Source organism: Rodentibacter sp. Ppn85, from assembly GCF_001999335.1.
Lineage (GTDB): Bacteria > Pseudomonadota > Gammaproteobacteria > Enterobacterales > Pasteurellaceae > Rodentibacter.
Genome location: NZ_MLHS01000008.1, coordinates 15,231 through 32,286 on the forward strand (window position 1 = coordinate 15,231; position 17,056 = coordinate 32,286).

At 38.9% G+C, this 17,056-nt stretch carries 14 protein-coding genes and 1 pseudogene; 5 read left to right on the forward strand and 10 right to left on the reverse strand.

The window, feature by feature from the left end:
• Genes BKL51_RS01080 through tssB form a run of 10 tightly spaced genes read right to left on the reverse strand, consistent with a single transcriptional unit; the run spans window position 1 to window position 9,447 of the window.
• On the reverse strand, window positions 1-636 hold the full coding sequence (locus tag BKL51_RS01080) for a type VI secretion system-associated protein TagO (RefSeq protein ID WP_077464914.1): 636 nt from the start codon (window positions 634-636) through the stop codon (window positions 1-3).
• 17 nt (window positions 637-653) lie between these two features.
• The gene (icmH, locus tag BKL51_RS01085) at window positions 654-1,499 is read right to left on the reverse strand and encodes a type IVB secretion system protein IcmH/DotU (RefSeq protein ID WP_077464915.1); all 846 of its coding nucleotides are present in this window, start codon (window positions 1,497-1,499) and stop codon (window positions 654-656) included.
• Entirely contained in the window at window positions 1,499-2,845 is a 1,347-nt protein-coding gene (gene tssK, locus BKL51_RS01090) for a type VI secretion system baseplate subunit TssK (protein ID WP_077464916.1), read from the reverse strand. The genes icmH and tssK overlap by 1 nt, the downstream gene beginning before the upstream one ends.
• Window positions 2,845-3,522, reverse strand: coding sequence for a type VI secretion system lipoprotein TssJ (gene tssJ / locus BKL51_RS01095; RefSeq protein WP_077464917.1), 678 nt, complete (start codon window positions 3,520-3,522; stop codon window positions 2,845-2,847). The genes tssK and tssJ overlap by 1 nt, the downstream gene beginning before the upstream one ends.
• A 13-nt stretch (window positions 3,523-3,535) precedes the next feature.
• Window positions 3,536-4,312, reverse strand: coding sequence for a hypothetical protein (locus tag BKL51_RS01100; protein ID WP_077464918.1), 777 nt, complete (start codon window positions 4,310-4,312; stop codon window positions 3,536-3,538).
• A complete protein-coding gene (tssG, locus tag BKL51_RS01105) occupies window positions 4,313-5,311 on the reverse strand; it encodes a type VI secretion system baseplate subunit TssG (protein ID WP_077464919.1) in 999 nt (332 codons plus the stop codon).
• Complete coding sequence (gene tssF, locus BKL51_RS01110) at window positions 5,275-7,026, reverse strand: type VI secretion system baseplate subunit TssF (RefSeq protein WP_077464920.1); 1,752 nt, start codon at window positions 7,024-7,026, stop codon at window positions 5,275-5,277. Before tssF ends, tssG begins: the two co-directional genes overlap by 37 nt.
• A complete protein-coding gene (gene tssE, locus BKL51_RS01115) occupies window positions 7,027-7,443 on the reverse strand; it encodes a type VI secretion system baseplate subunit TssE (RefSeq protein ID WP_077464921.1) in 417 nt (138 codons plus the stop codon). It lies immediately after the preceding gene.
• Window positions 7,444-7,451: 8 nt separating this feature from the next.
• Complete coding sequence (gene tssC / locus BKL51_RS01120) at window positions 7,452-8,939, reverse strand: type VI secretion system contractile sheath large subunit (protein ID WP_077464922.1); 1,488 nt, start codon at window positions 8,937-8,939, stop codon at window positions 7,452-7,454.
• Between the two features lie 10 nt (window positions 8,940-8,949).
• Window positions 8,950-9,447, reverse strand: coding sequence for a type VI secretion system contractile sheath small subunit (gene tssB / locus BKL51_RS01125; protein WP_077464923.1), 498 nt, complete (start codon window positions 9,445-9,447; stop codon window positions 8,950-8,952).
• Between the two features lie 293 nt (window positions 9,448-9,740).
• Between tssB and BKL51_RS01130 the strand changes: the two genes are divergently transcribed.
• The 5 genes and pseudogenes from BKL51_RS01130 to BKL51_RS01150 all read left to right on the forward strand — a co-directional run.
• Window positions 9,741-10,010 carry a PAAR domain-containing protein gene (locus BKL51_RS01130; protein ID WP_077464924.1) on the forward strand — a complete coding sequence of 90 codons (270 nt, stop codon included), beginning with the start codon at window positions 9,741-9,743 and terminating at the stop codon, window positions 10,008-10,010.
• A 62-nt stretch (window positions 10,011-10,072) separates the two neighbouring features.
• A complete protein-coding gene (locus tag BKL51_RS01135; RefSeq protein ID WP_077464925.1) occupies window positions 10,073-12,160 on the forward strand; it encodes a type VI secretion system Vgr family protein in 2,088 nt (695 codons plus the stop codon).
• Window positions 12,161-12,252: 92 nt separating this feature from the next.
• Window positions 12,253-13,605, forward strand: a complete 1,353-nt coding sequence (locus BKL51_RS01140; RefSeq protein WP_077464926.1) for a DUF4123 domain-containing protein — start codon at window positions 12,253-12,255, stop codon at window positions 13,603-13,605.
• Window positions 13,606-13,611: 6 nt separating this feature from the next.
• Complete coding sequence (locus BKL51_RS01145) at window positions 13,612-16,494, forward strand: toxin VasX (RefSeq protein ID WP_077464927.1); 2,883 nt, start codon at window positions 13,612-13,614, stop codon at window positions 16,492-16,494.
• A 9-nt stretch (window positions 16,495-16,503) separates the two neighbouring features.
• Window positions 16,504-17,056, forward strand: a pseudogene (locus BKL51_RS01150) (hypothetical protein); the annotation flags it as partial.

The following is a 17,056-nucleotide window of genomic DNA, read 5'->3' on the forward strand; positions in this document are numbered from 1 at the left end:
TTACCAACCACATTCTTTTCTTATTGGTGCAACCTGAGAGGCAAGCCCATGGTTTTTGAAGATGTACTGACGATTCTCTTGGGGAAGGGAAACAGAAAATGTATCAATATATAAAATCGATTTTAGTTGTTTGATAGCATAAAGTCCGCGACCGGCATCAAGTAAATAGCCTCGTTCGGCGCTTTGCCAATCAATTTTAGAGGCCGTTTGATTCGTTTCAGTATTAGCAATATGCACATTCAGCAAACTATGCTTAACCGGTTTAGCCAATGCTATTTGAAACCTTGTTATATTATCTTTACAGGCAATGTACACTGAGGCATCCCCATCATTACTTAGTAAAGCCAACTCTAAGCTATTTTCAACCGCAGAATTCCCGACATCATCTTTTGCCAATGTAAAAATATCACCAACCAATTTGGGCACAAGGTTACCTAATACACGCTCATCAATCACTTGTTCTCTAACCGGTGTATTAAATGCGCTGTCAAAACAAGCAAGGCGATTAATATTTGATTTGATTGAAACACATTGTTCAGCTTGTTCCAGTCTCCCTTGTGATAAAGCACTTATAGAGTATATTGATAAGAAAGAAGCAAGTATCGTTTTACATATAAAAGATAAACGTAGTGTCATCAAAAGGATCCTCATTGCTACATATTATTGATAATATCATTGACGTTATTAATAATTTCAGTCGAATATGAATCTAAAAACATGCTATATAAGAAGTAAATTAACGCAAAGACAAGCAAAGTTCCCCATACAAAGCGATTTAGTGATAATGGTTTTTTCACCGTATAATCCCTTTTATAGAGATGTATCTGCTGACTTCTTTGATAGTCATATCCTCGTAATGGTCTAAGCGTCTTTTGTAATTTAATTAATGTGTTTTGAATGTTTTCTTGACCATGTGGCCCAATTGCATACTGCCCTTTGAATCCAAGAGCAAGGCAAATGTACATAAACTCCAGTAATTCATAATATTTTTCCGGTTCTAGCATCGTTCTTGACAAAATCGAATAAAACTTTTCCCCTCCCCAGGTCTCATTATGGAAATGAGCTAATAAAGAACGTTGTCCCCAAATCGAGGAGTTTCCCCAAGGCGTTGCCATAACAATTTCATCAATAAATGTGCACACGCAGTATCTGAACGAGAGTTGAAAAGCACTGTCATAATTCAATTCTTTTACTTTTTCACTCAATACCATCACTTCATTTTGCATTCTGGAATAAAGACTTCCTATATCTTCTAAATGAGATATCTTTTTTAACCGAAGTGCCGTTGCCAGCAATGGATTTGCCAATTCAATTAAGGCATTATAGGAATGTGTCTGTAACTGAAAGTCGTAGTCAATATCAAAGTCAACATTGACAACTTGCTCATAAAGAAGATCTGTTTTCTCATTAATTACCGGCACATTATTTGTAATGACTACTCGCCCTGAAGGCTCATCAATGGAAGGATTATAGGTATTTAATAATTCACGATTATTCATTATGCTAAATCTCCACGAATTGCCCAAAATTCAATCTCTAACCCCGGATAATTTCCTGTTATATGGAAACCAAATCCGGACGAGGTTAGCAAATTCTCCCAATATGGTGATGTTTTATCCAATTGGAAATACATAAAGCCAGAATGATAAGGCAAGTACCTTGGTGCAACAGGTAAAGCGTTTACCGGTACACCCGGTAACTGTAAATGAATCAATTGATTAATTTTTTCAATACTGGATATTTTAGTTTGTTGAATAAACTGAGTTTTTAACAAATCCGGCTGTAAATGCGCTTTAATTGCAATAATAAATTCAGCTGAAGAATAGAGTGACGAATCATTAACTTGAGCGGTATAAACGCCATACTGATGTGCGACAACCGGTAATGGTACTACTTTTGTATTTGTCACCACGCTTAAGTAAGATTTAATATCACTAAATAGCGGATTTAATGAAGCCGCCGGATTATCATGAAGATATTCATAGAAAGTCTCTGAAAAACGTTCCTTTAATACAAAAGTTGCCAACTCACTACGCAATGAAGCAAGCAATTCATACACTGATAGGGGGTGAGATTTTCCTAACTTAACGATGCTTTTTACTAAAGGAGAAACTCTATTAAGAGTTAAAAGCATGAGGAAATCATTAACATCAGCCACTCCAGATTGTTCCGGACGACCAATTCGGTTTACAATATTTTGTGCCCTTAATAAAATTAAATCTGATAACTCGGCTAACTTCTTAATAAATAGCGGCATTGCGTTGATATGCAATGACATAGGGTAAAAACCCTCGTCTAATATGACTTGATGATCTAGTGTTATGTCTTTGATTCTTGCAATAGGTAAAGAAACATAATTACTTAGATCATCTAATGAGGACTTTATGAAATATTGATTTTTTAGCAATTCAAGTTGGGTGTAACTCCCATTCTCACTATGAGAATCTTTCACTTCCGTAAAAATAATCTCACTTCGTGAATCAACCGAATCTAAATTAGTTGCAGAATATTTAATTTCACCCTCCCCGCTAGAAATAATAGGTAAACAAAGGTAGAGGGTTTCCCCTACTAGGTTGCTATCCACACTAATCGGAGAAGGCAGGCTATCTGTTAGAGGTAAATCAAAAAGTGTTCCATCGGGCATCACCCCTTTACATTCAGTAAGCCCTACCTTTCCAAAAGAAAGCTGCTGTTGATCAAATGCAATTTTCTCAAAACCTAAATTATAAGCCGAAATATCAATAACTTGCTTCAATTGCGATGTTAAAAAACGGCTTTCTTGTTGAAAATGTTGAGGTCGAATAAATAGACCTTCTTTCCATAAAACACGATTTGATAGAGACATTAGTTATCCTTATAAATTTCAACTTTAGAATCTAATACGCGGATTAGCAAAGGATAGCTTTCCCCACCTTTTGGTTTTACTTGTACAATACCTTTCCATTTACGGTTTTCATAACCATTAAATAATGCTACCACGCCAATATAATGAGTTTTCTCATTCATCGCTTCCGAATCAACAAATCTGAACTGATTTGGTGCTACGATTAGGTCAATATTCGAAACATAGGTTTTACCTAACGAGTCGGTAAAATCATTACCTCTAAAATCATCATATGTGCTACTTAGGAATAGAGACTTATCTGTTAATTGAAAAACTTTCAGCATAACAGGCGTAGCTCTTGCATCTGCTTTTCCATTTTCTTGTTCAATAATTTGTTTATCTGAATTCGAACTATTGGCAGTCACATTCTTTCTATATTCTGTGGTTGTCATTGGACGTTTTACCTGGCTTTTCGATACATCAAGTACTTCTTCAAACTCAGCCGATGCTTCATCACTTACCACTGCGACCGAATCATCTTTTGGAGAGTAAACATTGATATTTGCACGATCTGTTGCGTAAATAGAAAGTGAATACGTCGATGCTTTCAATAAACGAGGGTTAACACTTGGCTCATTAGAAGAGCAGGCTGTTATAGTTAATGCTGTTGTAAGTATAAATAAAGGCTTTAATTTCATAAGATTTCCTTAGTTATTTAATAAAAAATAGAGGATCTAAAACAAGCTCCTCCTGTTTTGCATCAACTTTTTTATTAGAAGATGATACGGTATTCTGTAACGCCTCATGTTCAAGTGTAGATTCCAATGTAGTCTGTCGTAGCACTTTTGAGGATGAAATAATATCTGGCGGTGTATAATATTCCGAAAAACTATTAATATGAGGGTTAAAGAATTTGTATCCCTCCGCAGATATCGTTTGATGAGGAGTTGCATCAACTAACTCTAAAGGATACTCTTCATCTGATTTTAACGCTAATAGTGGGTCCAAATTGGTTTCATTTAATTTTAACTCTAATAACTCCCGATGAACTTTATTGCCATAGTCAAAATTGTCTTGACAGCACTCTAAACCTAAAATTGTATTACCTGTTTGCTTATTAAGTAAATGAGATAATTCATCTTGTAAAGTAACAACTTCAGCCGCGTTAGTAAATATTTTCGCTCGAATTTTATAACTATATAGGGAGATAAGATCACTATCATTTAATTTAACAATTCCCCCTTTAGGGAGCGCCTGAGTTGTACCGTTAATAAAAATCTTTTCACTGTGAGAAATCAAACAAAAGCTTGCGTTGTAATACTTTATTTCAAACTCTATATCAGAAATTTCATTTTTCCAATTATCTAATTTCCAACTTATATCTGGTGCCGAGCCAACAAATCCGCCTTCTAAATCAAAGTAACAATAAGGTAACGTTCCTTTTTCAAGCATAAAAGCATCTGTTATCATTAATAAAAGTCTATGCATTTAAACGGCTCCTTCGATAATAACCTGCTTTAAAGAGTAATCTCTTGCTGAATCTGTATTAATTAGAGTTGTCCACCCAAGAAAACTAGAATTATCCATCCCTAAAATAAATGTAGATTTTGTATCAGGGCGTAAGCTAAGTGAAAGATCATAAGGTAAAGGATCTTTTAGTAAAAAACGAATCAATTCTTTTAAGTGTTTATATCTCTCAGTATTTGGCAAGAATTGATAAAATTCATCAACTTCTAAGTTATTAATATGAATACGGAACTTATTTGAAAACGACTCGACATTACTGCCCGAAATAAAATTATCTCCAAGCATTACATTTTGTATACCTAGTTTATTTTTCTGGTCAATTTCTATTTCAAGAATCCGTCTGACATGCTCCTCAATAAAAATATCATTTAAATCAAAATAATGCCGAATAATATCAGCTAACACTTCAGGTGTTCTTACCCCGGATTGAATTATTCCGATATAGTAAAAAATTTTATGCCAATTTAACTTAGAATACCCTATAAAATGCTTAGATAATCCCAGAAGATTTATCATGTTGCAAGAGTAATCGTCAGAAAAATCGGATTTAAATCTTATATAATGCTTATATTTCCGCCAAATCTGATGAAAGATTGCGATCAAATGATGATTAAAAAAATCCAAATATCTCGCTTGAAGAGATTCATTATCATAAGATTCTTCTGCAATCTCGTCTAATAGACTGCCTGGAAGTGGGCCTGATGCCCCTTGCAGCCCAAGAAAGTTAACTAGAAACTGAAATTTTTTTTCTTCCTCTTCGTCTAAAATAGTAAGCTGCTCAATATCCCCTATAGGAAAGTTAAGTTTAGGGTTACTAAAAAAACGAAATACAGATTCCTCAATGAGAGTATTTTCTAATTCATCCAAACTTATAGATGATGACTTTGCAATTGCCTCTACGAGTTGATGAAACCCATACTGATTTAAATCAGTCTTTGTAGAGAAGTTTTCTGTTCCCATTTAAATATCTCATTGTTACTCGTATTTACAACCTCTAGAAGATGAAACGAATTTATCGTACCGTATAACCTAAAAAACTCCGCAAGAAGCGTACCAAATAAAAACAGCTCTCCTTCACACAGAAAATGATTACTATCTATTCTTAATACTGATTTCTGCCCTCTGTATACCACGCCTTTTATCACTTTATCAACAGGACGGGTCATAATAGAGTCCATTCCAGCTAAGCGTTTTTCAGTACGTCTTAACGACTGGACATCATTCATAGCAGGAAAATCATAAGTTAACAAAATCTCCTTTAAAACATCTAATCTTGTTAGAGATAGATAATTAAGTGAAAGATTAGATATCAACTTCCAGTGAACAGACTCATCTAAGACAGCTCTAATTGTCTTTACTGGCAAGGTAATATTTTTAAAATCAATATAAGAAGGCGTATTTTGCGACGGAATACAGATATCACCAATGCCCAACAACTCGGGTAAATTATTATTTGTACAATCTAAATCTATCGATATAGTTTCTCTTAAAGTATCTAAAGGCTTATTTGAACTGGAGACAAAAGAGATAAAGTGATCATACCTTGTTTCTTCAATATTATCTTTAATAGTTGATTTATAGTACCCTCTACTTCCTGTAAGCGTAGTATGCTCAAATGATTCAAACTTTGGATAATTATAGATTTTATTTCCAATATCCTTCAAATATTTTGAACCGGAAACACTTCTGATATCAAATATCTCAAAATGTTCTCGATTAAAACCGGTTGGAATAATCGGATATAACTCTTTCTCTCCATTAAGGTTTATCGGAATAGCATCATGCTCAAATAAATTAATCACAGGAGCACAATACAATGAAAAATCGGCTTGTGTTAACTTAAGATCTTTAGGAAAAGAACGATCAAACTCAAAAAATAACTTAAAATTTTTACCAACTAATCTATTTAAGTAAAGATTCAATTTTCTTAACTTAAAAAAATAAAATTTTTTAGGGAAAAAGAAAAATTCTTGTAATAAACGATATCCATCAAATGCATTATCCGGATAAGGAATCAATGATTCTTTCTTATCAAAGCCAACAGAAGAAACAATATCAGGCGGTAAATCAATAACACCTTCTTCTGTTTTTATAAAAATTCTTGTTAAATAATTAAAAATCCACTGATAGCAAGTTAATGCACTGTAATCGCTTCCCGATAAATAGAATGATAGTTCATCACACTGTATAGACGAAAAATCACCATCCGTAATATTCTCTAACTCTAACTCAATGACCGTAGACTCGTTACCTGTAACACTTTTTACATTATTTAAAACTATTGGGTAAACTGCTACATCCATGGTTGTTTGAAATTGACAAGTTGTACCGTCTACTGATTTAGAGGAGACAAATGTGCCCTTTGGTATAATATGCTTTGTTGTAATTGCTCTTTCTTTAGGCTTAAAATTTAAAATCGCACAACTTGGTAAAGGACGCAAATAATTTGGCCAAAGAAGCTGAATCATTGATTGAGTTATCTCCGGCAAATTATCCTGTACTTTTTCTTTCAATCGAGCAATCAAAAATGCAAAAGATTCAATAATTCTTTCTGCTTCAGGATCAACGATTTCGTCAGATAAAAAACGAGATAGATGAGGATAGATCTTTGAAAAGTACTGCCCGTCTTTTTTCAGAAAATCTAATTCAGCCCGAAAAAACTCTTTTAAAGACATCTACATAACCTTAAATTTTTTACTTGAACTATCTAAAATAATATTTAGCTCTGTTAATTCATTCCTTTGTTTTAATAATACCGAGCAAGTAATTCGAAAATTAAGTTGCAGGACATCATACATATCAGGAATATATTCTATTCTCATAATTTGGATTCTGGGCTCATAACGCTCCAAATTTGAACGAATATTTGAGATTATTGCTTGCCCCAAACTTCGTGTTGTCGCAGTTGCATCATTGAAGTCTTTTAAACCAAAATCGGGCGCACACAATGTACACCCTTCTTTTGAATTTAAGATTAGTTCTATGTTCTTTTTAATTGAACGGATCAAATCGCTTACAATTTCCTTTTCTGTTTTCTTTTTTATAACGTCCGTATTTTGCGAAGCTGTTTTAATCCTATTCCAAAATCCCATAAAAATAACTACTTACTATTATCAACATCCAATCGGCCGACAAGAGAAAGATCAAAACTTGCGCCCATATATTTAAAGTGCGGTCTAACAGATAAAGAAACTTTATACCAACCCGGCTCACCCGCCACACTAGATACTTCTACTTTTGCAGAACGTAAAGGACGACGGCTACGAACATCTGCCGGTGGGTTTTCTTGGTCAGAAACATATTGTTTTAACCATACATTTAATTCACGTTCAAGATCTTGACGCTCTTTCCACGAACCGATTTGCTCACGCTGTAACACTTTCAAATAATGGGCCAAGCGATTCACAATAAACATATATGGTAATTGCGTACCCAGTTTATAATTGGTTTCAGCAGCTTTTCCTTCTTCGGTGTTTGGGAATTTTTTCGGTTTTTGCACAGAATTTGCCGAAAAGAATGCTGCATTATCGCTTCCTTTACGCATCGTTAAAGGAATAAAACCTTCATCAGCCAATTCAAATTCTTTACGATCCGTGATTAATACTTCTGTTGGGATTTTGGCTTGCAAGTGTCCAAACGATTCAAACAAATGCAATGGTAAATCATCAACCGCACCACCACTTTGCGGACCAATAATATTTGGACACCAACGATATTTAGCAAAACTATCCGTTACTTTTGATGCCATCAAGAACGCAACATTACTCCATAAATAATTGTCATGTTTACCATCGATGCTTTCATAGTAATTAAAGGTTCTAACCGGATTCTCAACCGGATCATAAGGTAAGCGAGATAAGAAACGAGGCATGGTTAACGCTAAATATTTAGAATCTTCGGACTCTCTTAGAGAACGCCATTTCGCATAACGCGGCCCTTCAAAAATATCTTTTATTTCTTTAATTTCAGATAACGATGCATAACTGTCTAAGCCAAAAAATTCAGGACCTGCGGCAGAAATAAACGGCGCATGAGATATCGCTCCAACCGAAGAAACATATTGTAATAATTTAATATCCGGCGCAGACGGCGTAAACATATAATTACCTACAATAGCAGCAACGGGTTCGCCACCAAATTGCCCATAATTAGCAGAATAAACATGCTTATAAAGACCACTTTGCGTTATATCTGTTGCATATTCAAAATCATCAAGCAATTCTTCTTTGCTAACATTTAGCACTTCAATTTTGATGTTTTCACGGAAATCCGTACGATCAACAAGTAATTTTAAACCGCGCCATGCAGATTCCATCTCTTGAAATTTTTCATTGTGCAAAATTTCATCGACTTGATGACTAATCTTCTCATCAAGGCGAACAATCATTTCATCAATTAATGTTTTATTTACAACAGTATCTTTACTGTCTGATTTCAACATTTCAGAAATAAATTCCGCAATACCGCGCTGTGCAATACTATAATCATCGTTTTCCGGTTTGAAACGCGTTTGCTCCATGACTTGATCAAGCAAGCTTGTTGTTTGAACTTTTTTCTCAGCGCCTGCTGTTTGATTATTAGCAACCATAGATTTCACCTTATTCTTTTTCTAAAATGATAGCCAACTCTTTCTCCAACGCTTCTCTTGCATTCGGATCAGCGATAAGCTCTTGTAATTTATGTCTAAATGCCGGAATATTTCCCATCGGACCTTTTAAAGCGAGTAGAGCTTCACGCAACTCTAAAAGTTTATTTAGTTGTGGAACCTGCTTCGCAATACTATCAGGCGAGAAATCAGACATACTTTCAATTTTGAGGTTTACCCCTATGTCTTGATCCTCCGCATTTTCCTCCAAGCGATTCGGTACGGCAATCTCAATAGATAAATCCGATTGCTTCATCACAGCATCAAAATTATGCTTATCAATAGAAACGGTTTTTCTTTCCTCAAGACTTAATTCTTCAGGAGAACCTTTAAAATCTCCCGTTACGAGGAGTTTTAGCGGTAACTCAACTTCATCGACTTGCCCCTCAGTCGCGGGTGTGTATTTAATATTTATGCGCTCTTTCGGTGCGACAGAACCTGCTTTAGACATACAAAATCCTCTTTGGAAAGTTAAACTGTTTTTTTATTTTACAAGCGATATGCTGAAAAATGTACAAATTATAAGAAATAGCCTCCACTAAATCAATGATACGAGTCAAATTTAAAATGAATTAATGCGTACAAGTACAATATTACTTAATTTCACCGCACTTTACTTACGTTATTATCAGTAAATCAGCATCAATTTTTTTTATTTAACGACTAAAAGAAACAATAACTAAAGAAAACTTGATCATTTTAGTTTAGAATAACCCAATCAAATTTTGTGTATAGGAGGAAAATATGTCTGCACGTCGAATTATCGTGATTGGAGATAAAACCAATCACGGCGGTACTGTGTTACAAGGCTCCCAAACCATGACGGCCGGAGGCAAAGCTATTGCCCGCCAAGGTGATTTAGTCGCTTGCCCTCAATGCAAAGGCAACTTTCCGATTACAGAGGGCTCGTCCAAAATGTCCGCCAACGGACGGGGTGTTGCTCTTGAAAGGATGAAAACCGCTTGCGGTGCGGAACTTATTGCCTCACAATCTATGATGAAAGCCGAAACATAACTTATTGTTTATCATTCATAATAGCCCTTAACTGCCCGATACATTTTTTAGAGGAATATCAAATGACAGTTCAATCTGATTACCATTATAGCCTTACAGTCAATGGATCCAGCCAATTCGATGTAGTAAGTTTCGAATTAAAAGAACACCTCTCCACCCTATTCCGTCTTGAACTTGACCTAGCAAGTTTTGGTTCCGAACCTGATTTCCTCACTATTATCGATCATCCTGCCACGCTAACTTTCTGGCAAGGGGAACAAGCAGTACGTCATGTTCATGGAATCGTCACTACCTTAAACCAAGGCAAAACCGGTTTTACCCGCACCCGTTACCACATGGTGATCGAACCCTCTCTTTGCCGTGCCGGATTGCAAACGGATTTACGTATTTTTCAGCAACAAGATTCCCAAAAGATTATCGAAACCCTGCTTCAAAAAAATAATGCATTACAAAGTCAATTTCATCTACAACATCCCTACTGGACACGCGAATATTGCGTACAATACCGCGAAACTGATTTAAACTTTATTGAACGTCTCGCCGCCGAAGAAGGTACTTACTATTATTTTGAACACATCGCAGATAATCACACGATTCATTTCTCCAACAATACCGCACTTGCTGAGAAAAAAGGCAACCTGGTCTATAACGCCATGCCTGCCGGACAACGCCCCGAAGCTGCCGTGTGGCATTGGGCTTATCAAGAAAAACTCAGCCCGACCCTTCAAACACTACGGGATTACACCTTCACCAATCCACGCTATAACCAAGAACACCAAGCTGCCTTGCAAGGCGCTAATGCCTTAGGAGAAATCCGCCAAGGCGAACATAGCGAAAACCAACACAATGTCTATGAACGTTATGATTATCCGGGACGCTATAAACGTGATGCGCAAGGTAAGCCTTTCACCCAATATCGCTTGGAATATGAACGTCGTGAAGCCGAACTCGCCATTGCCCAAAGTGATGATTTACGCGTGCAACCCGGCTATGTGTTCGGTTTAACCGGTCATCAGCGTGAAGCCTTTAATCGCGATTGGTTAATTGTGGGAGTTGAACATTACGGCTGGCAACCCGGTGTTTTAGAAGAAGAGGCTGGCGAAGAGGGAAACCGTTACGAAAACCGCATTAAACTCATCCCAAACACCATCCAATGGCGACCTGAACCCCAACCTCGCCCCGTGGTAGAAGGTTCACAAATGGCTCATGTGGTCGGCCCTGCCGATGAAGAGATTTACTGTGACGAATGGGGACGGGTAAAAGTCCAATTCCCATGGGACCGTGAAGGTCAAAACAACGAACACAGTTCGTGCTGGATTCGGGTCAGCCAAGGTTGGGCGGGCGCACAGTTCGGGCATATTGCCATTCCGCGTATCGGTCATGAAGTGATGGTGGATTTCCTAGAGGGCGACCCCGACCAACCGGTCATTACGGGGCGCACCTATCACAGTACGACAGAGCCGCCTTATGCCCTGCCCGAGCATAAAACCCGCATGACGATTAAATCCAAAACCCACAAAGGCAACGGATTTAACGAACTACGTTTTGAAGATGAAAACGGCAAAGAAGAAGTCTTTATTCACGCCGAACGTGACCAAAACAATGTAGTGAAAAACGATGAAACCACTCAAATCGGACACGATCGCAGTGAACAAGTGGGAAACGATGAAACTATCACCATCGGCAATAACCGCACCGAAACCGTCGGACAAGACGAATCCTTAACTGTCGGACGCGACCAGTCCAATAAAATCAACCGCAACCGCATGACTAAGATTGAAAAGGATGAGGTGTTGAATATCGGCAACAACCTTTCATTGGATGTCTATGCTAATCAACAGGCTAAAACAGGGCGGGATTATTCTCACCAAGCAAATCGGAATGCCCTTCTTAAAGTAGGTACCGAACTAAAAAAACACAGCAAAGATGTGAAAATGACCGGCTCAAGCCTTGTTAAAATTCGCGGACAAGCCGGCACTGTTGTGATTGACGGTTCAGGTATTACATTAAAAGGCAAAGTTACTGTCAAAGGGGATTTAGTTCAACGCGGCGGTTCACCGGAGTCGCCACAAGTGCTATCCTTTACGGCAAACAAAGCCAGACCGACTTGTGAAGTGTGCGAGGCCATGAAAAATCAAAAACAAGGTTAAAACCAACCGCACTTTAATAGCTTAGGGACAGCGAAAACTTAAACATCACTGTCCCGTTACTTATTAATTTACTGCTTATTTGGCGATAAACTATGACTACAGAATCCCAACTCTGGGTGGGCTACTATCAGCTCACCTACCTCAAGCAACCCAATGTCCTTTATTTTGGCCACCTTATCGGCTTTGCACTCAATCGTGATGATTTCCAGCAAAAAATTGAAACCTACAAAATCCAACATCAATGTAAACTCTCAAGCCAACTGGCTCCACTTCCCGCCCTCACTTGGTTTCAACGTCACGGCTATCAAGCTCAAATCTTCGTACAGGCACAACAACTAAAAACCGATGAACTGCGTTTTTTATTCGTTCAGGAAGAAAACCGAACCAACCACGAGACAAACTACCTGATTGAAGAAAGCCTGACTGTCGCCCCCTTTATCGGGCGCCCCCCGATAAAAAATGGAATTTTTTCTTACCTACCGGAAAAACTCGCGGTTCACCCGTTCTTTGCTGAGCTGACCTCTGAACATAATCCCAAAGAAGGGCTGTATTACCCCCACCCCGATTTCACCGAGAACCCGCAAGATTGGCGTTATTATGCCGTGATTGACGGGGTAAAATCCTTTACCATCCCCCAATTAAGCGAACACGAGGGCAGAACCGAGTCACTGTATAAAGGCGAACTGAAAGACAAAATGGACAGCAACGCCCCGTTTCTTGCCCAACTGACCGTCACCGACAGAGAAGACAGCCCCTTTGTCGAACTGCTTTTCACTCAAGCGGAACAACCTTGGATGGGCGCTTGGGATTGCAATCCGACCATTATTATCCGTTCGCAACAGTCTTTTGAGACGCTGGCCTATCATCTGCGCAAATTTATTCACCTTTATCGGGAAGAAAACGAAAAATGGTATTTCTTCCGTTTTTACGACCCGATAATTTTGGTTGCCTATCTGCGATACATTGCCTGTTCCCCGGCAAAACTGGCGTCCTTTTTCGGCGTTAGGGAGGGCGAAACGATGATAGATTCCTTCGGCGCGCGTATCGGCAACCGCTTTCATATTTTCAGCCTAAAGGATTTACCGCAGGGCACCCAACCAAGTGCGGTCGGTTTTGATAAAGAATTTCAGGCGTTCGTGGAAGACTATGGGCAAAATCAATTTGCCGAAAACGTATTAACCGATATTCTTCCGCAATCATTTCCCGATTTAATCTTATCAAAAGAAAAATTGATTTCTTGGATAGAACAGGGAAACCGCTTAGGAATGAGCAGTGAAGGGGCGCTCACACTTTTTGTTCAAGCGCATTGTTATTTACTCAATGAAACGAAAACACCACAAGCATTACTCGCCGAAATAAAAAATGAGTACGGTAATCTGTCCGAAGCGGAACTTGCCAAACTATTTTATCTAAAAGCCAAAGCTATTAAAAAAGAAGGGGAATAATCAACTATGTCAATGCCATCACCGATACAATATGACGAACATTGTGCAACAGGGCTACCCTGTCAACAACCCTTAACGCCCATTATTCCGGTCAGATTCAGTTTAACCCGGGAAGCCCTAGAAAAGATGAAATCGGGCGTTGTACCCGCCTCACCGGAAAAAACCGCCATCGGCAGTACCGATTATGAACTAAGACGGTTACGCCAAGGTTATCTTTATATTTATGCCGAATTAGGTATGGCAAATAATTCGACCGACGGCAGCGAAACAAAAGAGGGGCATTGGCAAATCTTTGAATATTATGTCAGTAACGATGATGCAAACGGCTCTATCGCCCCGGAAATGTCCGCAGAGGAAAGAAAAAAACTCGGCGCACCGGAAGACCCGACGAAAAAAAGCGGCGGACTGACCTACCATTTTCGTAAATATCGTTGGAAAGACGGCGCCGCCCGCGGCGAATGGATTTTAGAACCTCAATCCTATCCCTATGCGTTCGTGCATAAACAAGTAACACGCATTCACTACGCTTACAGCGAACGGCGTTGGGCACCGAAGTTTTTTGAATTACTAGAACGCAACTCCGACGCACGGAAAGACGTGATGCAGTTCGTCTCACTCGCCAATCAGGATGTTACTTTCAGCTTACCGTTTACCGATTTGGCAACAGCCGTCGCCGATTTTAATCCGAGTAAAGAACAAAAAGAAAAAGACGAAATAGACAATGCCACCCGCGCAACGTCAATCGGTTTTAGTGAAAAACATAAAATCACGATTGCAAAAGAAGAAGAAAAACAACGGGCGCGCATTATTGCGGTACACGACCCTATCGGCAATCTTGCCGATATTTCAAGTCTGCACGAATATACTTGGGTGAATATGATTAAGGCGCGCAGAAAATACCTTTACCCGACATCAACGGCGAAAGCGGTATTAGGGCTTAAATCTCATTTACGACATCTTTGGTTTAGAAATTTCCCTTATGATAAAGAAAATGAAGCACTCATCGAAAAATACGCTGCCGATGACTTTTATGACCGCATTGATGAATTTAAAGCGATGAGTGATGCGGTAGATAATCTGGCGAAAGTACACAAAGCCATGATGGAACAGACAGGCAAATATTCCCTCTGTAAACTGTTGGAATGCACCACCGACCTTGCGGTTAAACTTATCGGCGACGAGCAAAAAGAGGCGCTGGAACTCAATGAAATTAATATGCAGGCATCTCAACTTGTCAAATTCGCTATGCAGGGTATTGGTATTTCAGACCAAGGCATGAAATATCAAGCGGATATGCTTGCCACCGACAGTCTTTACGGCGGCTATGTCGGGAAAATCCTCGCCACCGCACAACGAGTTGAATTGACTTATCGCAACATCAATAAATCAATCGGACAACGCGGCTTAAAACGTTTAGAACTTGAACTGATGTACGAATCGCTGATGACCGCACAATTCTACCGTTGGTCATCGAAAACGTTAAATAGCACAAGCATTACGCGCGAAACCTATTTAAAAGCATTCGGGCTGACACGCACCACGGTTGCCCTCACCTACAAAGCAGATAAACTGAATGCAATGCTGGAACAACAAATTCAGGGCTTTTTACAAGATAAAGTCCAAGTTAAACCCATCAACCTCAGCGCACCGCAGCGGGTTGTCGGCACAGCATTAAGTATCAAAAACCAGGGTTTTACTTTTAACCTTATCGTCCCTGATGACCCGCTTGGCAGCCAACCGGCACAACACCACGTCAATATGTCGCACAAAGTTGGGATTTTTCTCGCCGGGCTTGCCTTGCTGGATACCTATAAAAGTTTAAAAGACAGCCCCAACAATCCATGGTGGGATTCGGTTGCGCAAAGCACCTATGCACTGACCGGTTTATTTGCGATGTTCTATTATGAAAAAAACGGCATCGCACAAGATGCCGTAAAAAACGTCTTAACAGCCAATAAAACCTTACTGTCTTTCTTATTTGGCGAACAGCATATTGTGGTACAAAAGGTCAATCAAATCATTAAAGGCAGCATGGTAAAAAATGGTTTTGTTTATCTCGGACACTTCGCCAACTTTATGGGAATTGTGGTGGCGGTTGCCGATGTAGTGAAAGGGTGGGGCAAAAACGACCGCGCTGCCACCACCTCGGGGATATTATTAACCGGCGCACAAACCTCGCTCTTTTTCTCCGAAATGTCATGGGTGGATAAATTTGGTCGTCTCAAGATGTTTGGCAAACAAATGGCGGTATCAAGAGCACTGGCAGCCGTGGGCTGGGTGCTTTTTGCCGCCTCAATGGTTTATTACTACTTCTCGGATAATGAAGCAGAGGCGTGGGTGCGTTCGGGGTTCTGGGGGAATTCGGATGAGTATTGGGGTAAGAACCGAAGAAAAACTACGATCAACTTAGAAGATGCTAAAATTTTAGGAAATCCATCTGACGTAGAGAATGATAAATTTGAAACATTTTACAATAAAGAAATGGAAGGTCTTTATAACCTAATTTGGGGTATGTCCATTCAAAATGATAGTCAAGGGGATAATAAATTACGGGTTTACAGCCCGCTCTTTAGTTCCGAAGAAAGTGTAAACAAGCTCAATATTGAATGGCGGCAACAAACGGTATGGGGCTCACCGGGCGAGCGTGGCGAACAATTTTCGGATTTAGGTTCGACAAAAGTGAAGAAAAAACGCATACTATCAAACTGCATTGAATTAGATTTTTCCGACACACCACCGATTGGTGCAACCCCCCCCCCGCCCGATTGGCGTAATCAAGGCAGAATCGTTCTCGCCACGCAAGGCATATTAACCTTAAAATACCCGAAGTTTGGTTCTTCGACGGACCATTTTATTGCTCAACGCCTGTTTAGAAAAAATGAAATCTAAGGGGAAATTATGTTTAATTTTGATAAGCGAACGACATCTTATACACCGGATATAATCTCAAGAAATATCAAGCGGGTTAGAGAGGGAGTGATTGAAATACGCCGTTATAGTGAAGCTAAATTTAAACAATTTTTTTGGCTTTGGATTATTGCCCTTTTCGGTGTATTAGGATTTAACCCCGAATCTAGAGCCAAAATATACAAAGATATTGAGTGGGCTATATCACCAGATATTCAGCTTGTTCCTGATTACAATGAGTTACGTGAACGAAGAGTCAGAATGAAAAGCAGTTATCCTAGCTATGGACAATTCAAAGAGGAAATGTTAGAAATTCATGGCTCACGCCGTTACACCGGTGCTTTTGCTATGTTCTTTCCGGTATTTCTATTTTTTATGCTCATCTCACCAAACTGGCGCCCATTACGTATCGACACCAACCGCCGTATTGCTTATTTTTGGTTATTCGGCAAATTTTATATTACCCGTTATGATGAAAGAACCAATCCGATTAAAACATTTCAGCCTTATTCTTATCAATCACGTTTAACTAATCCCGAACATG

Coding starts and splice junctions, on each gene's coding strand:
- tssF (WP_077464920.1), bottom strand. CDS start 7,026: ATGTCTTTAAAAGAGTTTTTTCGGGCTGAATTAGATTTTCTGAAAAAA.
- BKL51_RS01135 (WP_077464925.1), top strand. CDS start 10,073: ATGACAGTTCAATCTGATTACCATTATAGCCTTACAGTCAATGGATCC.
- BKL51_RS01140 (WP_077464926.1), top strand. CDS start 12,253: ATGACTACAGAATCCCAACTCTGGGTGGGCTACTATCAGCTCACCTAC.
- BKL51_RS01145 (WP_077464927.1), top strand. CDS start 13,612: ATGTCAATGCCATCACCGATACAATATGACGAACATTGTGCAACAGGG.
- tssJ (WP_077464917.1), bottom strand. CDS start 3,522: ATGAAATTAAAGCCTTTATTTATACTTACAACAGCATTAACTATAACA.
- BKL51_RS01100 (WP_077464918.1), bottom strand. CDS start 4,312: ATGCATAGACTTTTATTAATGATAACAGATGCTTTTATGCTTGAAAAA.
- tssC (WP_077464922.1), bottom strand. CDS start 8,939: ATGGTTGCTAATAATCAAACAGCAGGCGCTGAGAAAAAAGTTCAAACA.
- tssB (WP_077464923.1), bottom strand. CDS start 9,447: ATGTCTAAAGCAGGTTCTGTCGCACCGAAAGAGCGCATAAATATTAAA.
- BKL51_RS01080 (WP_077464914.1), bottom strand. CDS start 636: ATGACACTACGTTTATCTTTTATATGTAAAACGATACTTGCTTCTTTC.
- tssG (WP_077464919.1), bottom strand. CDS start 5,311: ATGGGAACAGAAAACTTCTCTACAAAGACTGATTTAAATCAGTATGGG.
- icmH (WP_077464915.1), bottom strand. CDS start 1,499: ATGAATAATCGTGAATTATTAAATACCTATAATCCTTCCATTGATGAG.
- tssE (WP_077464921.1), bottom strand. CDS start 7,443: ATGGGATTTTGGAATAGGATTAAAACAGCTTCGCAAAATACGGACGTT.
- BKL51_RS01130 (WP_077464924.1), top strand. CDS start 9,741: ATGTCTGCACGTCGAATTATCGTGATTGGAGATAAAACCAATCACGGC.
- tssK (WP_077464916.1), bottom strand. CDS start 2,845: ATGTCTCTATCAAATCGTGTTTTATGGAAAGAAGGTCTATTTATTCGA.